General features: G+C 71.4%; 13 protein-coding genes. 11 read left to right on the top strand and 2 right to left on the bottom strand.

Annotated elements, in window-relative coordinates:
• Positions 1–34: 34 nt before the first annotated feature.
• The 5 genes from ACLBYB_RS14840 to ACLBYB_RS14820 all read left to right on the top strand — a co-directional run bounded on the left by ACLBYB_RS14840 (position 35) and on the right by ACLBYB_RS14820 (position 6,589).
• A complete protein-coding gene (locus ACLBYB_RS14840) occupies positions 35–844 on the top strand; it encodes a GntR family transcriptional regulator (protein ID WP_447699218.1) in 810 nt (269 codons plus the stop codon).
• 90 nt (positions 845–934) lie between these two features.
• Positions 935–2,140 (top strand): SorA family sulfite dehydrogenase catalytic subunit, encoded by a 1,206-nt coding sequence (gene sorA, locus ACLBYB_RS14835; protein ID WP_447699217.1) that lies wholly within the window; start codon positions 935–937, stop codon positions 2,138–2,140.
• A 13-nt stretch (positions 2,141–2,153) separates the two neighbouring features.
• Positions 2,154–2,486 (top strand): SorB family sulfite dehydrogenase c-type cytochrome subunit, encoded by a 333-nt coding sequence (sorB, locus tag ACLBYB_RS14830; protein ID WP_091681709.1) that lies wholly within the window; start codon positions 2,154–2,156, stop codon positions 2,484–2,486.
• 28 nt (positions 2,487–2,514) lie between these two features.
• Positions 2,515–3,639 (top strand): YeiH family protein, encoded by a 1,125-nt coding sequence (locus tag ACLBYB_RS14825; RefSeq protein ID WP_447699216.1) that lies wholly within the window; start codon positions 2,515–2,517, stop codon positions 3,637–3,639.
• A 619-nt stretch (positions 3,640–4,258) separates the two neighbouring features.
• A complete protein-coding gene (locus ACLBYB_RS14820; RefSeq protein WP_447699215.1) occupies positions 4,259–6,589 on the top strand; it encodes a putative bifunctional diguanylate cyclase/phosphodiesterase in 2,331 nt (776 codons plus the stop codon).
• On the opposite strand, the gene ACLBYB_RS14815 is transcribed toward ACLBYB_RS14820, so the two are convergent.
• Positions 6,578–7,591 carry a crotonase/enoyl-CoA hydratase family protein gene (locus ACLBYB_RS14815; RefSeq protein ID WP_447699214.1) on the bottom strand — a complete coding sequence of 338 codons (1,014 nt, stop codon included), beginning with the start codon at positions 7,589–7,591 and terminating at the stop codon, positions 6,578–6,580. The genes ACLBYB_RS14820 and ACLBYB_RS14815 overlap by 12 nt on opposite strands.
• A 487-nt stretch (positions 7,592–8,078) precedes the next feature.
• On the opposite strand from ACLBYB_RS14815, the gene ACLBYB_RS14810 reads away from it, so the two are divergent.
• Entirely contained in the window at positions 8,079–9,527 is a 1,449-nt protein-coding gene (locus ACLBYB_RS14810) for a diguanylate cyclase domain-containing protein (RefSeq protein WP_447699213.1), read from the top strand.
• Positions 9,528–9,605: 78 nt separating this feature from the next.
• Positions 9,606–10,145, top strand: a complete 540-nt coding sequence (locus ACLBYB_RS14805) for a L,D-transpeptidase family protein (protein ID WP_447699212.1) — start codon at positions 9,606–9,608, stop codon at positions 10,143–10,145.
• Between the two features lie 60 nt (positions 10,146–10,205).
• On the opposite strand, the gene ACLBYB_RS14800 is transcribed toward ACLBYB_RS14805, so the two are convergent.
• A complete protein-coding gene (locus ACLBYB_RS14800; RefSeq protein WP_427510291.1) occupies positions 10,206–11,159 on the bottom strand; it encodes a LysR family transcriptional regulator in 954 nt (317 codons plus the stop codon).
• Positions 11,160–11,254: 95 nt separating this feature from the next.
• On the opposite strand from ACLBYB_RS14800, the gene ACLBYB_RS14795 reads away from it, so the two are divergent.
• The 4 genes from ACLBYB_RS14795 to ACLBYB_RS14780 all read left to right on the top strand — a co-directional run bounded on the left by ACLBYB_RS14795 (position 11,255) and on the right by ACLBYB_RS14780 (position 16,392).
• On the top strand, positions 11,255–12,436 hold the full coding sequence (locus ACLBYB_RS14795; RefSeq protein WP_447699211.1) for an alanine racemase: 1,182 nt from the start codon (positions 11,255–11,257) through the stop codon (positions 12,434–12,436).
• 179 nt (positions 12,437–12,615) lie between these two features.
• Positions 12,616–13,257 carry an HAD-IA family hydrolase gene (locus tag ACLBYB_RS14790; RefSeq protein WP_056530626.1) on the top strand — a complete coding sequence of 214 codons (642 nt, stop codon included), beginning with the start codon at positions 12,616–12,618 and terminating at the stop codon, positions 13,255–13,257.
• 161 nt (positions 13,258–13,418) lie between these two features.
• Positions 13,419–14,537 (top strand): metallophosphoesterase, encoded by a 1,119-nt coding sequence (locus tag ACLBYB_RS14785; protein WP_447699210.1) that lies wholly within the window; start codon positions 13,419–13,421, stop codon positions 14,535–14,537.
• A 358-nt stretch (positions 14,538–14,895) separates the two neighbouring features.
• Positions 14,896–16,392 carry a diguanylate cyclase domain-containing protein gene (locus ACLBYB_RS14780; RefSeq protein ID WP_447699373.1) on the top strand — a complete coding sequence of 499 codons (1,497 nt, stop codon included), beginning with the start codon at positions 14,896–14,898 and terminating at the stop codon, positions 16,390–16,392.
• The last annotated feature ends 386 nt before the right edge of the window (positions 16,393–16,778 follow it).

Here is a 16,778-nt window from a genome sequence, read left to right as displayed (position 1 = left end):
GTCGGCAGGGCGACGTAAGCGAGAGGAGGGAGAGGTGCTGGACACAACCTTCGACGCTCTACCCACGGATGGGGCTCTGCGTCGTCACGCGATGGAACGGTCAGGCGAAGGGCAGGCAGGTTCGGGGCGCGCCGGCGCGGTCGGCTTCCGCCCGCTCTACCGGCAGGTCTACGACACGCTGCTGAAGCGCCTGGCCGACGCGGTCTGGCAGCCCGGCCAGATCCTGCCGAGCGAGGGGCAGCTCGCCGCCGAGCTGGGCGTCAGCCAGGGGACGGTGCGCAAGGCCCTCGACGCGCTCACCGCCGACAGCCTGCTGGTGCGCCGCCAGGGCCGCGGGACGTTCGTGGCCGACCACGACGACAAGCAGAGCGTCTTCCGCTTCCTGAAGCTGCGGCCGGACGGCGACGGCACCGGCATGCCCACGAGCCGGGTCACCGGGATCGCGGAGGCGGCCGCCAGCGCCGACGAGCGCGGGCGGCTCGACCTCGTGCGGTCCGCCCGCGTGGTCCGGATCGAGCGCGTACGCGCCGTCGACGCCAAGCTGTGCGTGGTCGAGACGATCAGCGTGCCCGCCGGCCTGTTCCCGGGCATCGCCCAGATCGAGCTGCCCAACACCCTCTACAGCCTCTACGCCACCCGCTACGGCATCACGATCGCCACCGCCAACGAGCGCCTGAAGGCCGTGGCGATCGGGCCCCGCGAGGCGGAGCTGCTCCAGGTGCCCGCCGGAACCCCCGCCCTCGAGATCGACCGCGTCGCCATCGACCTCGAGGAGCGGCCGGTCGAGTGGCGCCTCTCGACCTGCCTGACGCAGGACATCCACTACCTCTCGGTCCTTCGCTGACCGGGATCCCCCCGACGCGCCGCCCCGCAGTCGAAGGCGGGGCGCGCCGAACTGGACCTCCGCTGCCACAGCCTGAACGGGGAGCGCGCGATGACGGATCGCGGAAGACGGGACTTCATGCGGCTGAGCGCCCTCGGCGCCCTCGCCGCGCTCGGAGGCGTGCCGCGCGCACGGGCGGCCGACGGCGCGACGCTGCCCTTCGGCAACGGCGAGCGGCCGCTCGTGGCCTATCCGGGCAAGCGGCCGCTCCTGCAGATGACCGCGCGCCCGCCGCAGCTGGAGACGCCGTTCGCGGTCTTCGACGGGGGCGCGATCACGCCGAACGACGCGTTCTTCGTCCGCTACCACCTCGCCGACATCCCGACCGAGATCGACCCGCAGGCCTTCCGCGTCGCCGTGACCGGGCAGGTCGAGCGCCCGCTCTCTCTGTCGCTCGCCGACCTCAAGGCGATGCCGCAGACCGAGATCGTCGCGGTCAACCAGTGCTCGGGCAATTCCCGCGGCTTCTTCGAGCCGCGCATCGCCGGCGGCCAGCTCGCCAACGGCGCCATGGGCTGCGCCCGCTGGACCGGCGTGCCGCTCAAGACGGTGCTCGACCGCGCCGGCGTGAAGGCGGGCGCCGTGCAGGTCGCCTTCAACGGCCTCGACGGGCCGGTCCTGCCCGAGACGCCGGACTTCGCCAAGGCGCTGACCCTCGACCACGCCCGGGACGGCGCGGTGCTGCTCGCCTGGGGCATGAACGGGCAGGACCTGCCCTGGCTCAACGGCTTCCCGCTCCGCCTCGTGGTGCCGGGCTACTACGGCACCTACTGGGTCAAGCACCTCGACAGCATCGCCGTCCTCGATCACCCCTTCGAGGGCTTCTGGATGAAGACGGCCTACCGCATCCCCGACAATGCCTGCGCCTGCACCGAGCCCGGCAAGGCGCCGGACAGGACCGTCCCGATCGGCCGCCTCAACGTCCGCTCCTTCCTGACGAACCTGACCGACGGCGCGCAGGTGAAGGCGGGTCCGGTCGCCCTGCGGGGCATCGCGTTCGACGGCGGCTCGGGCATCCGGGACGTCGCGGTCTCGGCCGACGACGGCAGGACCTGGAGCGCGGCGCGGCTCGGCCAGGATCTCGGCCCCTACGCCTTCCGCACCTGGACCGCGGAGGTCGATCTCGCGCCGGGCGCCCACGCCCTGCGCGTGCGGGCCACGGGCAACGACGGCGCGACCCAGCCGATGGAGCCGCGCTGGAACCCCGCCGGCTACATGCGCAACGTCGTCGAGACGACCCGCGTGCGGGCGGCCTAGAGGGAGGATCGGCATGTTCAGCACCCGCCCGCTCCGCGCGTCGGTCGTCGCGATCGCCGCCGCGCTGGCCGCGACACCCGCGCTGGCTGCGCCCGAGACCTACGCGCTGCCGGAGCCGACGGCGCAGTTCCGGCCGGCCCCGGATGCCGCGCACGCGGCCGGCTTCCAGGCCGCGCAGGAGAACTGCCTGACCTGCCACTCGGCCGACTACGTCGCCATGCAGCCGCCCCGGAAGGGACAGGCGTTCTGGGACGCCGAGGTCGCCAAGATGATCAAGGTCTACCGGGCGCCGATCACGGAGGAGCAGGCCCGGGCCATCGCCGGCTATCTCGGCGCGGCCTACTGAGCGCCGTGACCGGGCAGGAGGCCGCGCGATGACCGTCAGAACCGCCGTGCCGGACCGGTCCGGGGCCGCGCCGACCGGGTCGCGGCGGGCCTCCGCCTGGGTCGGGGCGGCCGGCACCCTGATCCCGGGCCTGCTCCTGTGCCTGGGCATCACCGCGGTGGCGCAGGCGCTGCAGGCCGGCGAGGAGCACCTGACCGGCCATCCCTACGTCGAGGCCCTGGTGCTGGCCATCCTGCTGGGGACGGCCGTGCGGACCGCCTGGGTGCCGGGCGCGCGCTTCAAGGCCGGGATCGCCTTCTCGGCCAAGCAGGTGCTGGAAGTGGCCGTCACGCTGCTCGGCGCCGCGGTGAGCCTCGGGGCGATCGTCGCCTCGGGCCCGGCGCTGCTGGCCGGCATCGTCGGGGCGGTGGCGCTGACCATCCTGGCGAGCTGCGCGCTCTGCCGCGCCCTGGGCCTGCCGGTGCGCATGGCGCTGCTGATCGCCTGCGGCAACGCCATCTGCGGCAACTCGGCGATCGCCGCGGTGGCGCCGGTGATCGGGGCGGACAGCCGGGACGTGGCGGCGGCCATCGCCTTCACGGCGGTGCTGGGCGTGCTGATGGTGCTGGGCCTGCCGCTGTTCGTGCCGCTCGTCGGCTTCAGCGAGCACCAGTACGGCGTGCTGGCGGGCCTGACCGTCTACGCGGTGCCGCAGGTGCTGGCCGCGACCGTCCCGGTGGGCCCGCTCGCCACGCAGGTGGGCACGCTGGTCAAGCTGGTCCGGGTGCTGATGCTCGGGCCGGTGGTGCTGGCGCTCTCGCTCCTCGCCCCGCGCCTGCCGGCGGCGGGAGCGACCGCCGAGCCTGCTGGGGGAAGCGCCCCCGGGAGCGCCCGGCGCCGGCCCGGCTTCTTCAAGCTGGTCCCGTGGTTCATCCTCGGCTTCCTGGCCCTGGCGAGCCTGCGCTCGCTCGGGCTGATCCCGGACGCCTGGGTCGCGCCGATCTCCCGCCTCGCCGGCTTCCTCACCATCGTGTCGATGGCCGCGCTCGGCCTCGGGGTGGACGTGCGCGTGCTGGCCCAGGTCGGCGGCCGGGTCACGATGGCGGTCACCGCCTCGCTCGGCGTGCTGCTGGCCATCGCCGTCCTGCTCATCCGCGGCCTCGGGATCGGCTGAGCCGGTCGCCGGCGGCGCGCCGCACCCGCCGGCGTCCACGCGCGGGTGGCCCGGGCTCCGCGAGCGCGATCGCGCCGGGGAAGCGGCTCACACGCAACGGTGGCGGTCGCGCACGGCGGACAGCGATGTCGCGCGCCCGGGAGCGTGAAAGTCCCCGACGAGACGACATCATCCGGGCGCCGATGCGGACGTCGAGCGCGCAACGGGATCGGCGGTGCCACGATGCCGCCGGGGCAGGATCGCGCGATCGCCGCGACGTCTGACGAACAGGCAGACGTCTTCGCGCCGAACGCGGCCGAGCAAGACGACAGCTCCGGATATGGGGTGTCCGCTGCGCAACGCCCGACGGGATATGAGTGAACCCTCCGCACCCGTCCCGTCCATACATGCGCCGGACTGCCCGGCGCGGCACCGATATTCGGCCTCATGAACGACGGAGATCACCGAATATTTGCGCAGAGGAGACAAATATTCGAAGCAGAGATTCGCCCCGCGCGCGGCGTTAACCACGGTTTTCAATATTTCTGAAATTCCAGGCCGCTAATATGCGGATATAACCTGGGATTGAACTGCTACAATGATGACCCCCTCGACGAGAGCGAAGTAGCGAGACGCCGCGTTGGGACTGTATTCCAAGCTGCGGGCCGCACTCGCTGAAGATGCCCTCCTCGCGCGCGGCGTGAAGCGCTCGCTCGTCGACGGGCTGTATCAGCCGTTCGCGTCGCTCGCGGTCGGCGCCGCGTCCGGGACGATCGTCGCCACGGCCGCGGCGTTCTGGTCCGACGATCGCGCGATCACGGTGACCGCGTTCGCGGTCGGCCTGATCGGCCTCACCCGCATCGTGCTCGCTCGGATCTACCTGACGAAGGGGCCGCAGAAGCACGATCGTTACGAGCTCTGGGAGACCTACTTCTCCCTCGGCGCGTTCGCCTACGCCGCGTCGCTCGGCATCCTGTCGTTCCTCATCACGACGCGGTCGTCCAACCTCGCGCTCCAGGTCATCACCCCCACGTTCACGATCGGTTATGCCGCGGGCATCTCGGGCCGCAATGCGGGCCGCCCCCTGCTGGCCATCGCGCAGGTGCTCCTGTCGGCGATGCCGCTGTCCGCGGGCCTGCTCGTGTCGGGCGACGGCGAGCGGGCCTCGCTCGGCATCCTCTCGCTCCTGTTCGCCTACGGCATGATCGACATCACGCTCAGCACGCGCGAGATCATCGTGTCGGCCCTGGTGACCACGCGCGAGAAGGAGGCGCTCGCCGAGAAATTCCAAGCCCAGGCCAATCTCTTCGACATCGCGTTGCGCAACATGTCGCACGGACTGTGCATGTTCGACGCGCGCGGCCGGCTCCAGGTCTGGAACGACCAATTCCTCTCGATATCGGGCATTCCCTCGAACCGCATCCACACCAATTCGACGGCCAAATCGCTGTACGCATTGAGCCGCGCCATCATCGATGAGCGAACCGCGGGGCGCGGCGCGACGCTCTCGACATTCTCGGCGGCGTCGAACGCGTTGAGGTCGGGAAACCTGGTCCTGATCCTCCCCGACGATCGCGTGGTCTCCCTGATGCAGCGGCGGACCGCCGAGAAGGGCTACGTGATCATCTTCGAGGACATCACCGAGCGGCGTCGGAGCGAAGCCCGCATCCAGCAGATGGCGCGTTACGACGATCTGACGGGCCTGCTCAATCGCAGCAGCTTCAAGGCCAAGGTCTCCCAGGCGCTGCGAGCCAGCGCCAGCAGCAAGGGCGATTTCGCGGTCCATCTGCTCGATCTCGACCACTTCAAGGTCATCAACGACACGCTGGGGCATCCGGCCGGAGACAGGTTGTTGCAGATGGTGGCGGACCGGCTGCGCGGGATCGGGGCGCTGTCCGGATCGGTCGCCCGCCTCGGCGGCGACGAGTTCGTCATCGTCCAGCAATCCGTCACGTCGCCGGCCGTCGCGGAGGATCTCGCGCAGCGCGTCCTGCACGAGCTGGAGCGACCTTTCGATATTGACGGCACTCACGTCACGGTCGGCGCCTCGATCGGCATCGCGATCGCCCCGTTCCATGCCAACGACGAGGACAGGCTGCTGAAATGCGCCGATATCGCCCTCTACGCCATCAAGGGGGCCGGCAGGAGCGGGTTCAAGATCTTCCAGCACGAGATGGAAGCGGCCACGCGCGCGCGGCACGCCCTCGAGTCCGATCTCCGAGCCGCCCTGACCAACGGCGAACTGGAGCTGCACTATCAGCCGATCGTCGACGCGAGCACCGGGGCGATCGTGAGCTGCGAGGCCCTGCTACGGTGGCAGCACCCCGTCTCCGGCTACATCCCGCCGTCGGATTTCATCCCGGTGGCCGAGGACACGGGGCTCATCGTCCAGCTGGGCGACTGGGTTCTGAACGAAGCGTGCCGCGAGGCCCGGAACTGGCCGTCGACCGTGAGCGTCGCGGTCAACATGTCGCCGCGTCAGTTCGGTGATCCGCAGCTGGCCTTCCACGTCATCGGCGCGCTGAACCGCTCCGGCCTCCCGGCGCATCGCCTGGAGCTCGAGATCACGGAGAGCGTGACGCTGGGCGCGACGCACAAGATCGTCGAGACCATCCACACGCTCCGCCAGCTCGGGATCCGCCTGTCGATCGACGATTTCGGAACCGGTTACTCGTCCCTGAGCTCCCTGAGAAACTTCGCCTTCGACAAGCTGAAGATCGACCGGTCGTTCGTGTGGGACCTGGACAGGAAAGCCGAGTCGACCGCGATCATCCGGGCGATCGTCGGGATGGGTAGGAGCATCGGGATGGCCATCGTCGTCGAGGGCGTCGAGACGGAGACGCAGCTCTCCATCCTCCGGGCCGAGGGCTGCGATCTGATCCAGGGCTACGTGTTCAGTCGTCCGGTCGCCGCACCCCAGATCCGGGCCATGCTCGCGGCCGCGGAGCCCGTGACGAAGCTAGCGAGCTGACGCCGCCAGCCCCCGCGCGGTCACCGTGCGGGCCTGAGCGGCCTGGGCTTTTCCCCTGAGCCTGTCCTGCGCCAGGACGAGCCGCTCCATGATGCTCAGATCCCTGTCCGTGAGATTCATCGCGGCGGCCGCCCAGACCGAGACGATCTTTCTCAGCTCCTCCAACGATATGCGATTGACCTCCCGGGCGGCTCGATAGATCGCCTGCTGCCCGTTGCGGCGCCGGTGGTTGCCGGCGATGTACGCGCGCACGGCCGCCTCGCCCTGGCCGCGCTCGGCGAGGACGTGAACGATCCCCAGTTCGTGCATCTCCTCCGCGGTGTAGGTTCTCCCATCGAGGATCATCTCCTGAGCCCTGATGGTCCCCAGACGCCGGGCGAGGAAGCTGTAGGCCCCCATACCGGGGAAGAGCCCGAAGAGGATCTCCGGGAAGCCGAACTTGGTGCCCTTCTCGGCGATGATCACGTCGAACGAGAGCAGGCCCTCGAACCCCCCGCCCAGCGCGTCGCCCTGAACGAGGCCGATCGTGATGATCGGCAGGTTCAGCGCGTTCATGTTGCGATGAAGAACATCGACGCACGCGTTGCCGTAACCGACCAGCGCGGCCTCGTCGCCCGCGCGGATCTTGCTCGCGAACAGGCTCAGATCACCGCCGAGACTGAACACGCCGGGAAATCGTGAACCGAATACAAAGTAGTTCAGGGCGAGGCTGCCGTTGCCGAAACCGCGCTCGATGCCATCCTGCAGGCGGCTGAAGTCGGCCAGCATCTCGGGATTCTGGCACGGGCGGCCCTGCGGGCGCATGAAGGCCCACAGGGTGCTGGTGTCGGTTTCGAGATTGACTTCGATCTGAGCGAGTTCGGAAAGGCCGTGGTCGGGAGACGAGACGGTCGGCGCGATCCGCTTCTCGCTCGGCCGCCGCGCGGCCGTCGGACGCCGTCGCAGCGGCACAGGACCAGGGTATGGCACCAAGTCTTTGGCGAGACCTGTAATAGACGCCATCGTATTCGGATCCGTTAAGTGATCCTTAACCGTATCTCAGCCGGCGTTGCGGAGCTAGGCAGCCGGAGCGGCCCTCCTCAGATAATTAAGCTTTGGTTAATGCCGGCCTTTTAGCCACCTTTGCTTGCGAGGCGGGCCTCTTCGGACGAGAGGCCCGCCGACGCCCCGGCGGCTGCCCTGACCCTCGACCTCCACGGCCTCGACGGCGCCGGCTCGGTCCGGCGGGATCGCGGACGGCAGGCGTGAAGCGGCACGCCCGCCGCTCCCGCGCGAGACCGGGTCCGCCGCGGGGACGCGCGGTCAACCGCGCGACGGACGCCTCAGCGGCACCCCGTAACGGCTCCGATCTCCGATCATGCGAGTCGGCGCAATGCTCGCTGCGCCGATCGCCGATCATGACGATTGCTGTCTCCATCCCCAGCAGTTGTATTATAGACGAGTAGCATACCAATAGTTGCACAATCTTATCTGTTCGTTATAAATTTTCATGTCTATCGAGACCATGATCCGAGAGCGATCCGACGACGAGAGCAACGAGAAGCCGGCACTCTATCTATGGTTGACGACAGCGTTTCTCTATTTCTGCACCGCTGCCTCGACACTGAGTCTGGCGAGCAGCGGACACGACATCGCCGCCATATGGCCGGCCAATGCCATTCTGGTCGCCCTGCTGCTCTCCCATGACAGGTCGCGCGCGGGCACGGTGCTGAGCGCCGGATTGGCCGCGAACATCGCGGCCAATGTCCTGACGCGGGGGACTTTGATCGGCCCCTTCCTGTACAGTCTCGCCAACCTCGCCGAGGCGATGTTGGCCGTCCATCTCCTGCGGAGGACCTACGAGCAGGACGCCCTGCTGCAATCCACGAGATCCGCCCTGCGGTTCCTCGCCATCGCGGGATTGCTGGCACCGGCCGCGAGCGGCGTCCTGGGAGGCTTGACGGCGCATCTCGTCTTCGGCGAGCCCCTGTTGCGCTCGTTCGGCACCTGGGTCGCGAGCGACGGCCTGGGGCTCATCGTCTTCACGCCCTTCCTGCTCGCGCTGTTCCGAGGCGATTACGCGCGTGCGCTCGCGGAGCGGAGCTGGCGGGACCGGCTCGAAGCGGCCGCCTTGCTCGTCCTCGCAGGCTCGGTCGCGTACGCGACCTTCTTCTGCACCAGCCGCCCCTTGCTGTTCCTGATCTTCCCGCCCCTCATCCTGATCGCTTTCCGGCTGGGCCGCCTGGGTGTCACCGCGGCCGTGATGGTCGTGGCCGTCATCGGAGGCGTCGCAACGATGTACGGTCGCGGGCCGATGGTCCTGATCGCGGCCGACGCCGTCACGCAGGCGCAGGCGTTCCAGGTGTTTCTGGCCTTCATCCTGCTGACCTGCCTGCCCGTCGCGGCGGAGGTCTCCGCGCGGGCGCGGCTCACGGCCGAGCTGGCCGCGCACGATCGGGAGATGACGAGGAGCGCCTTCACCGATTCCCTGACAGGACTGCTCAACCGTGCGGGCTTCGAGCATCAGATCGAGACCATCCTGCCCGTCAGGGCACTCCCGCCCGTCAGCCTGATCGCGATCGACATCGATCACTTCAAGCAGATCAACGACCGCTGGGGGCATCCGGCGGGCGATCGCGCGCTCGAGACTCTCGGATTGCTGCTCGCGTCGCAGATCCGCCCGGGGGATCTGGTCGCGCGCCTCGGCGGCGACGAGTTCGTGATCCTTCTCCGCGAGAGCGACCTCGAGCGCGCCAGGGCGGTGTGCGAGCGGATCCGCGCGAGCGCACGCGCCTTGCCGTTCTCGACCGGTGCCGGGACCGAAGCGCCGGTCAGCCTGAGCATGGGCTTGGCCGTCGCGCGCGTGGGCGAGGGCTACGAAGCGCTGGCTCAGCGGGCCGACAGCGCTCTGTACGAGGCGAAGCACGCCGGCCGCGACGCCCTGCGATGGGCCGCCTGACTCCGGGATCGACCCTGACCGGCGGCGATCCGGGCCCGGTCGTTTGGCCGTGAAACGCCTGCCCCGTAGGATCGGCCGATGAGACGCCGCCACCTCGTCGGACCGATCCTCTGCGTCGCGCCGCTCGCCCTCCTCTTCGGGACGGCCGACGGTCCCGCGGGCTCCGCGGCCCCCGGCCTGGTGCTGCAAGCCGAGCGCGCGGATCTCGTCCGCGTGGAGAAGGCGCAGCGGCGCCTGACGCTGCTGCGCGGCGGACGCGTCCTGGCGGTCTACCGCGTCTCGCTGGGCTTCGCGCCGATCGGCCCGAAGGCGAGGGAAGGCGACGGCCGAACACCCGAGGGTCGCTACCGCATCGCGGGCAAGAACCCGGACAGCATCGCCCACCTCGCGCTGCGGATCTCCTATCCGGACGCCGCCGACCGCGCCGCGGCGTCCGCGGCCGGCGTGCCGCCCGGTGGGGACATCATGATCCACGGTCTGAGGAACGGGTTCTCCTGGGTCGGTCGCCTGCATCGTCTGATCGACTGGACGGATGGCTGCGTGGGCGTGACCAACGCCGAGGCCCGCGCGATCTACGCGCGGGTCGAGGTCGGCACGCCGATCGAGATCCGGAGCTGAGCGGGATCGGGCGTCGTCGGGCGGAGCGTTCGGGGCCGGACGGCGCGCGGCCGGGGCGCCTCAAGGCCCCGCATCCCCGGCGGCCGCGCCCGGCCCCGCGGGCGGGCGCCACGGGAGCGGATCGAACGAGCGCCGGAGCGCCTCGAGGAACCGCTCCGTCCGGGCCGCGCGCGACCGCCGTTCCGAGCCGAGCAGGGCGACGACCGGCGCCGACGGCAGGGCGTAGCCTTCGAGCAGGCGCGCCAGCCGCCCCGCGCGCAGGTCGTCGGCGACATCCCATTCCGAGCGCACGATCACGCCGAGGCCCGCGAGGGCCCAGCCCCGCACCACGTCGCCGTCGTTGCTGACCAAGCCCGCATCCACCCTGACGCGGACCTCGGCGCCGTCCGCCGCGCGGAAGCGCCAGAGCGTCACGTCCTCGTCGTTCTCGCGCAGCGCGATGCAGGTGTGATCCCGCAGGTCGGCCGGCACGCGCGGGGCCGGATGCCGGGCCAGGTAGGCGGGCGCCGCGCAGAGGATCCGGTCGTTCGGCGCGAGGGCGCGCACGGTCAGGCTCGGGGTCGCCTCCCTGATCTCACCGACGTGGATCGCGAGGTCCCAGGTCTCGGACGGGATGCGGCCCAGGCGATCCGAGAGCAGCAGGTCGATCCGCACGCCCGGATGCCGCAGCCGGAACGCCGTCACGACCGGGGCCACGTAGCGGCGCCCGAAGCCGAGCGGGGCGACGACGCGCAGATGTCCGGTCACCGCGCCGACGCGCTCGGCCAGGGCGTCGGCGAGATCGTCGAAGGCGCCGAGGAGGTCGCGACCGCGCTCGGCCAGCAGCTCCCCCTCGTCGGTCAGCGTGAGGCCGCGGCCGGACCGGTCCACCAGATGGACCCGGAGCCGCTTCTCCAGGCTGCGCAGCCGCTGCGTCACGGCGGGCGGCGACACGTTCAGGCTGCGCGCCGCGGCGGCCAGGGACGGGCTGGCCGCGACCGCGACGAAGAAGCGGAGATCGTCGGTGTCGAGCATTAAGGCCAACCTTAATCCAGAATGCCGAACAGATTAATGGCGTCTGCCGGTCCGGCATGATCTGTCACCCGGCAGCGAGACAGGGAGGCGTGGACATGCCGGAGACCGGAGTCGGGACGCAGGTGCCGTCAGCGGAGGCCGACGGGGTGTCGGGTCCGCTCCAGACACCGTGCCTCCTCCTGGACGAGGCGCGGCTGCGCGCGAACCTCGCGGGGCTGCGGGCGCACCTGGACCGGCTGGGCGTCGCCTTCCGGCCGCACCTGAAGACGGCGAAGTCGATCGACGTCGCCCGCCTGGCGATGACCGGTCCGGCCGGCCCGGCGATCGTCTCGACCCTGCGCGAGGCCGAATACTTCGCCGAGGGCGGGGTCCGGGACATGATCTACGGCGTCGGCATCGCCCCGCAGAAGCTCGACCGCGTCGGAGCGGTCCGGCGCCGCTGGGGTGCGGACCTCGCCGTGGTGCTCGACTCGATCGAGCAGGCGGACGCGGTCGCCGCCTGGGCCGCGCGGACCGGCGACCGTCTGCCGGTCCTGATCGAGGTCGACGCCGACGGGCATCGCTCAGGCGTGAAGCCGGCCGACGCGGCGCTGCTGGTGGCGATCGGGCGCGCGCTCGGCGCGGGGGCGGACCTGCGCGGCGTGCTGCTCCACGCCGGCGACAGCTACGGCCTCAGCGATCCCGAGGATCTCGCCGCGGCGGCGGAGGGCGAGCGCGCGGCGGCGGTGACGGCGGCCACCCTCCTGCGCGCGGCGGGCCTGCCGTGCCCGGTGGTGAGCGTCGGCTCTACGCCGACCGCGCGCTACGCCCGGAACCTCGACGGGATCACCGAGGTCCGTGCCGGCGTGTTCATGTTCGGCGACCTGTTCCAGGCCGGCGTCGGCTCCGTCGCGGTCGACGACATCGCGGTGAGCGTGCTCGCCACCGTGATCGGGCACCGCCGCGACAAGGGCTGGATCATCACCGATGCCGGCTGGATGGCGCTGTCGCGCGACCGGGGCACGGCCCGGCAGGCGGTCGATCAGGGCTACGGCGTGGTCTGCGACCGCGCCGGCCGCCCCTACCCGGACCTGATCGTCGCCGACGCCAACCAGGAGCACGGCATCCTCGCCCTGCGCCCGGGCTCCCGCGCCGCCCTCCCCGACCTGGCCATCGGCGACCGTGTGCGCGTCCTGCCGAACCACGCCTGCGCGACGGGCGCCCAGTACGACCGCTATCACGTCCTCGACGCCGACGGGCGGGTCGCCGCCGTCTGGCCGCGCATCAATGGCTGGTAGGCGGCGCCGACCGTGACGTCGCGGATCGGGCGCCTCGCGAGCGCCCGGCGGCGCCGGACGCGGCGGGAGCCATCCCGGACACCGCGAGGCGCGTGACCGCCGCCCTTCTCGGCGCGGCCCGAGGCCCCCGGCACCGACGCCGCCCGATGCGGCGCCCGATACGGAAGGAGAAGCCCATCATGACAGCCCATCGGTTCGACGCCGTCCTGTTCGACCTCCTGACGGCCCTGCTCGACAGCTGGTCCCTGTGGGACTCGGTCGCCGGCAGCACGGAAGCCGGCCGCCGGTGGCGGGCGGAGTACCTGCGGATCACCTACCGGACGGGGGCGTACCGGCCCTACGAGGATCTCGTCGCCGAGGCCGCCGCGGCGGTGGGCCTGCCGCGCCGCCTCGCGGCGGACCTCGAGGACCGCTACGGCGAGCTCCGGCCCTGGCCCGGCGTGACGGAGACCCTGCAGGCGCTCGCGGCGCGCTCCGTGCGGCTCGGCGTCGTGACCAACTGCTCCGAACGTCTGGGTCGCATCGCCGCCGGCTGCCTGGGGGTCGAGCTCGACGCGGTCGTCACGGCGGAGCGCGCCGGGTTCTACAAGCCCGATCCGCGTCCCTACCGGCTGGGACTGCAGGCCCTCGGGGTCGAGCCGGCGCGCTGCCTGTTCGTCGCGGGCTCGGCCTTCGACCTCGTGGGCACGGCGCGGGTGGGGCTGGCGACGTACTGGCACGACCGCGTGGGCATGGCGGCCCCGGACGGCGCGTCGCCTCCGCTGGCGCACGAGACCACCCTGGATCCCCTGCGCGCCTGGTTCGATCCGGGCGCGCGCTGACGCCGACAATCTCCGGGCGCGGTGGGGGGAAGGCGGGGCGGGCGACGGGCCGGCCGAGGGCACCTCCCGACTCACGCGAGGCGACCGCATGTGCCGCCGCGCACCGGGCGGCTCGGCGCGAGCTTTGCCTTTCGGCCGTCGCCCGGTCCATGTAGCCGCCCATGATCCGCCTCATCCCCAGCCTGCCCGCGGCCTACGTCATCGCGCGGGTGGTGTGGCCCCAGCCGGTGCCGCTCGCGCTCAGGCTCGGCCTCGCCGGGCTCCTCCTGGTCGCCTCCCAGTACCACCTGTGGAGCCGCCTCTCCTCCGGGTCGGTCTTCGCGCCCGAATTCCCGCGCCCGATCGTGATCCTGTTCAACTGGGCGTTCGGTGCGATCGCGCTGGCGGCGGTGATGCAGCTCGCCCTCGATGCCGTCGCGCTGATCTCGCTGGCGCTGCCCGGGGGCGGCTGGGCGATCCCGACCGCCTGGCGCATCGCGGTGGCCTCGACGGCCGCCGGCCTCTCGGCCCTCGCCGTGTGGCAGGCCGTGCGCGTGCCGCCCCTGAAGGACGTCCCGGTCGCGATCGCGGACCTGCGCCCCGGCCTCGACGGCTACACGATCCTGCACCTGACCGACCTGCATATCAGTCGCCTGTTCCCGGCCGCCTGGGCGCGGGCCGTCGTCGCGCGGGCCGACGCCCTCCAGGCCGACCTGATCGTCGTGACCGGCGACTTCATCGACGGTTCGCTGGAGGCCCGGCGAGACGACGTCGCGCCGCTGCGGGCCCTGCGCGCGCGCGACGGTGTCTGGGCCGTGCCCGGCAACCACGAGTACTTCTTCGACCACGACGCCTGGATGCGCCATCTCGCGGGCCTGGGGATCCGCGTCCTCGCCAACGCCCACACGATCCTGAGGCGCGGGGGCGACGCGCTGGTGCTGGCCGGCGTCACCGACCGCTCCGCGCCCGCCACGGGACATCCGGGGCCCGACCTCGACGCGGCCCTGGCGGGCGCACCGCCGGGCGCGCCGATCGTTCTGCTGGACCACCAGCCGGCCAACGCCGCGCGGGCCGCGGCGCGCGGCGTCGCGCTCCAACTCTCCGGCCACACCCACGGCGGCATGATCCGCGGCCTGGACCGGCTGGTGGCGCGCGGCAATTCCGGGTTCGTCTCGGGGGCGTACCGGGTCGGGGCCATGCGGCTCTACGTCAGCAACGGCACCGGGCTCTGGCCCGGCTTCGCCCTCCGGCTCGGGCGTCCGTCGGAGCTGACGCGGATCACCCTGCGGGCAGCCACCTGACGCGCGCGCGCCGCCGCGCGGCTTCCCGCACGGGTCAGCGATCCAGGCCCGGGAGGCCCCAGCGCCGGCCGAAGCCCGCATCGCCGGACACTCGGCTGTTTCCCCCGGGAGGGGCCATGTTCGTCGGAACGGCTACCCCGGGTCGCTGCCGGATCGCCCCCGCTCGGAAGCTGCCAGCCGGCTCGCGGGAGAAGAGCGGTGAGAGCGGCCCCTGCGCGCGTGCCGGACAGCGCCAGTCCCAGGACGAAGCCGGGCCTCGACGAAAGGTCAGGCCATCGCACCCTCGATTAAACCTTCTCGTCGTATCCCCCGGATACCCTCTTGGCTCCGGCGAGGTCGAACAGTGCTGCAGGGGACCATATCGAATACCCAGCGCGAGGCACTCCGCCAGCAGGCGCTGACCGAGATCGCCCTCCTCGACACGCCGCCGGAGCGCGAGTTCGACGCACTCGCCAGGCTCGCGCAGCGCATGCTCGGCACCGGCATGTCCTCGATCACCCTGATCGACCCGGAGCGCCAGTGGTTCAAGGCGCGTTGCGGTCCCTTGGCGGCCGAGACGCCGCGTGCCCAGGCGTTCTGCCCCGTCGTGTTCGAGACGGAGGCTCCGCTGATCGTGGCGGATGCCAGCCTCGACCCTCGCTTCGTGGCCAGCCCCTTCGTCACGAACGCCCCGTACATCCGCTACTACGCGGGCGTGCCGGTCCGCGTCCGGCAAGCCGACGGCGACAAGATCACGATCGGCACGCTCTGCGTCCTCGACGAACAGCCCCGCGAGCCGACGGCGACAGACCTAGAGGTGCTCGAAGAGCTGGCCTGCGTCGCGGAGGCGCTGATCGAGGCGCGCGCCGTGGCCCTGCGCGCAGCCGAGGCTGCCGAAGAGCGCCGGATGGCCGTCGAGGGCCTGGAGCGTGAGCGCCGCCAGTTCAAGCAGGTGGAGCGCATGGCCGAGATGGGCTCGTACCGCTACGATATCGAGACGCGGTCGACCTCCTGGTCGGACGGCGTCTTCGTCATTCACGAGCTGCCCGTCAGCGGCGGTGTGCCGATTGGCGCGATCATGAACTTCTTTCCCGAGCCCGATCGCGCCCTCTTCCGCGCGGCCGTCAGGCGCGTGCTGGACACGGGCGAGCCGTTCGAGATGGACGCCGATTTCGTGACCGCCAAGGGCAATGCCCGGCGCGTGCGGTGCTCCTGCGAGATCGAATTGGTCAAGGGTAAGCCCGTCGCCCTCATCGGCCTGATCCAGGACATCACCGAACGGCACAGCTTGGAGCAGCGTCTTCGCCATCAGGCGCGCACCGATGACCTGACGCAACTCGCCAACCGAGCCGAATTCCACCGCGCGCTCGACGCGCGGCTGCGCGAGGCGCGCGCTTCCGACGACGCTGTGGCTGTCCTCCTGATCGACCTCGACGGCTTCAAGGGCGTGAACGATCGCCTCGGGCACGCGGCCGGCGACGAGGTTCTGCGTTGCGTAGCCGAGCGGTTGCGCGCGCCCTGCTACGCCGGTTGCTTCCCGGCACGGTTGGGGGGCGACGAATTCGCGATCCTGGTGCCTGCCGGCTGCGATGGCGCGGGCGTGCAGGCGATGGTGCGGCGCCTCCTGCACGACCTCGAGATGGTCGTGAAAGGGCAGGGTCAGATCGCGCGGGTGACGGGAACGATCGGCCTCGCGCGGTCACGAGAGGCCGGACAGGACCGCGACGTGCTGCTGCGCCACGCCGACGCGGCCCTCTACGCCGCGAAGCGTAAGCAGAAGGGGACGGCTGAAACCTACTCGGCCGCGACGGATCAGACTGCCACGCCGGTTCGCGGCGCGTCCGCTCTCGAGTTGGCTCCTCACCGACGCCTCTGACGCAGAGTCGGCCACACGACCCTCTGGCCCGGGTCCGGCGGACGAGGGCGCAGACGGGATGGGCGAAGGCGCGCGGAGATCGTCGCGCCGCCCGGAGCGGATGGCGAGGCGGCGGAAGCGCGCCGACCACGCCGGCGTGCGCGGCGTGATGCTGCGGGCTCGGCACGGGTGCCGGGAGCGACCCGGCCGCGACGGGGAGCGTGGCTCAAGAGGCCCTCACCACGCGGCCTGGAGGCCTGCGGTGAACACCTGGGCGGTAGCGCCCGGGCGGACGTCGCCGGTGTAGCCCACCGACAGCCGCACGCCCTCGGCGACCGCCCCCGTCAGGCTCACCCCCAGAACCGCGCCGTCCCGGCCCAGCGCGCTCGTCCGGCCCGCGAACCCCG

The sequence above is a fragment of the Methylobacterium sp. D54C genome (genome assembly GCF_053345595.1).
Note: the sequence above shows the minus strand (reverse complement) of the source record. Positions and strands in the feature narration are given on the sequence as shown.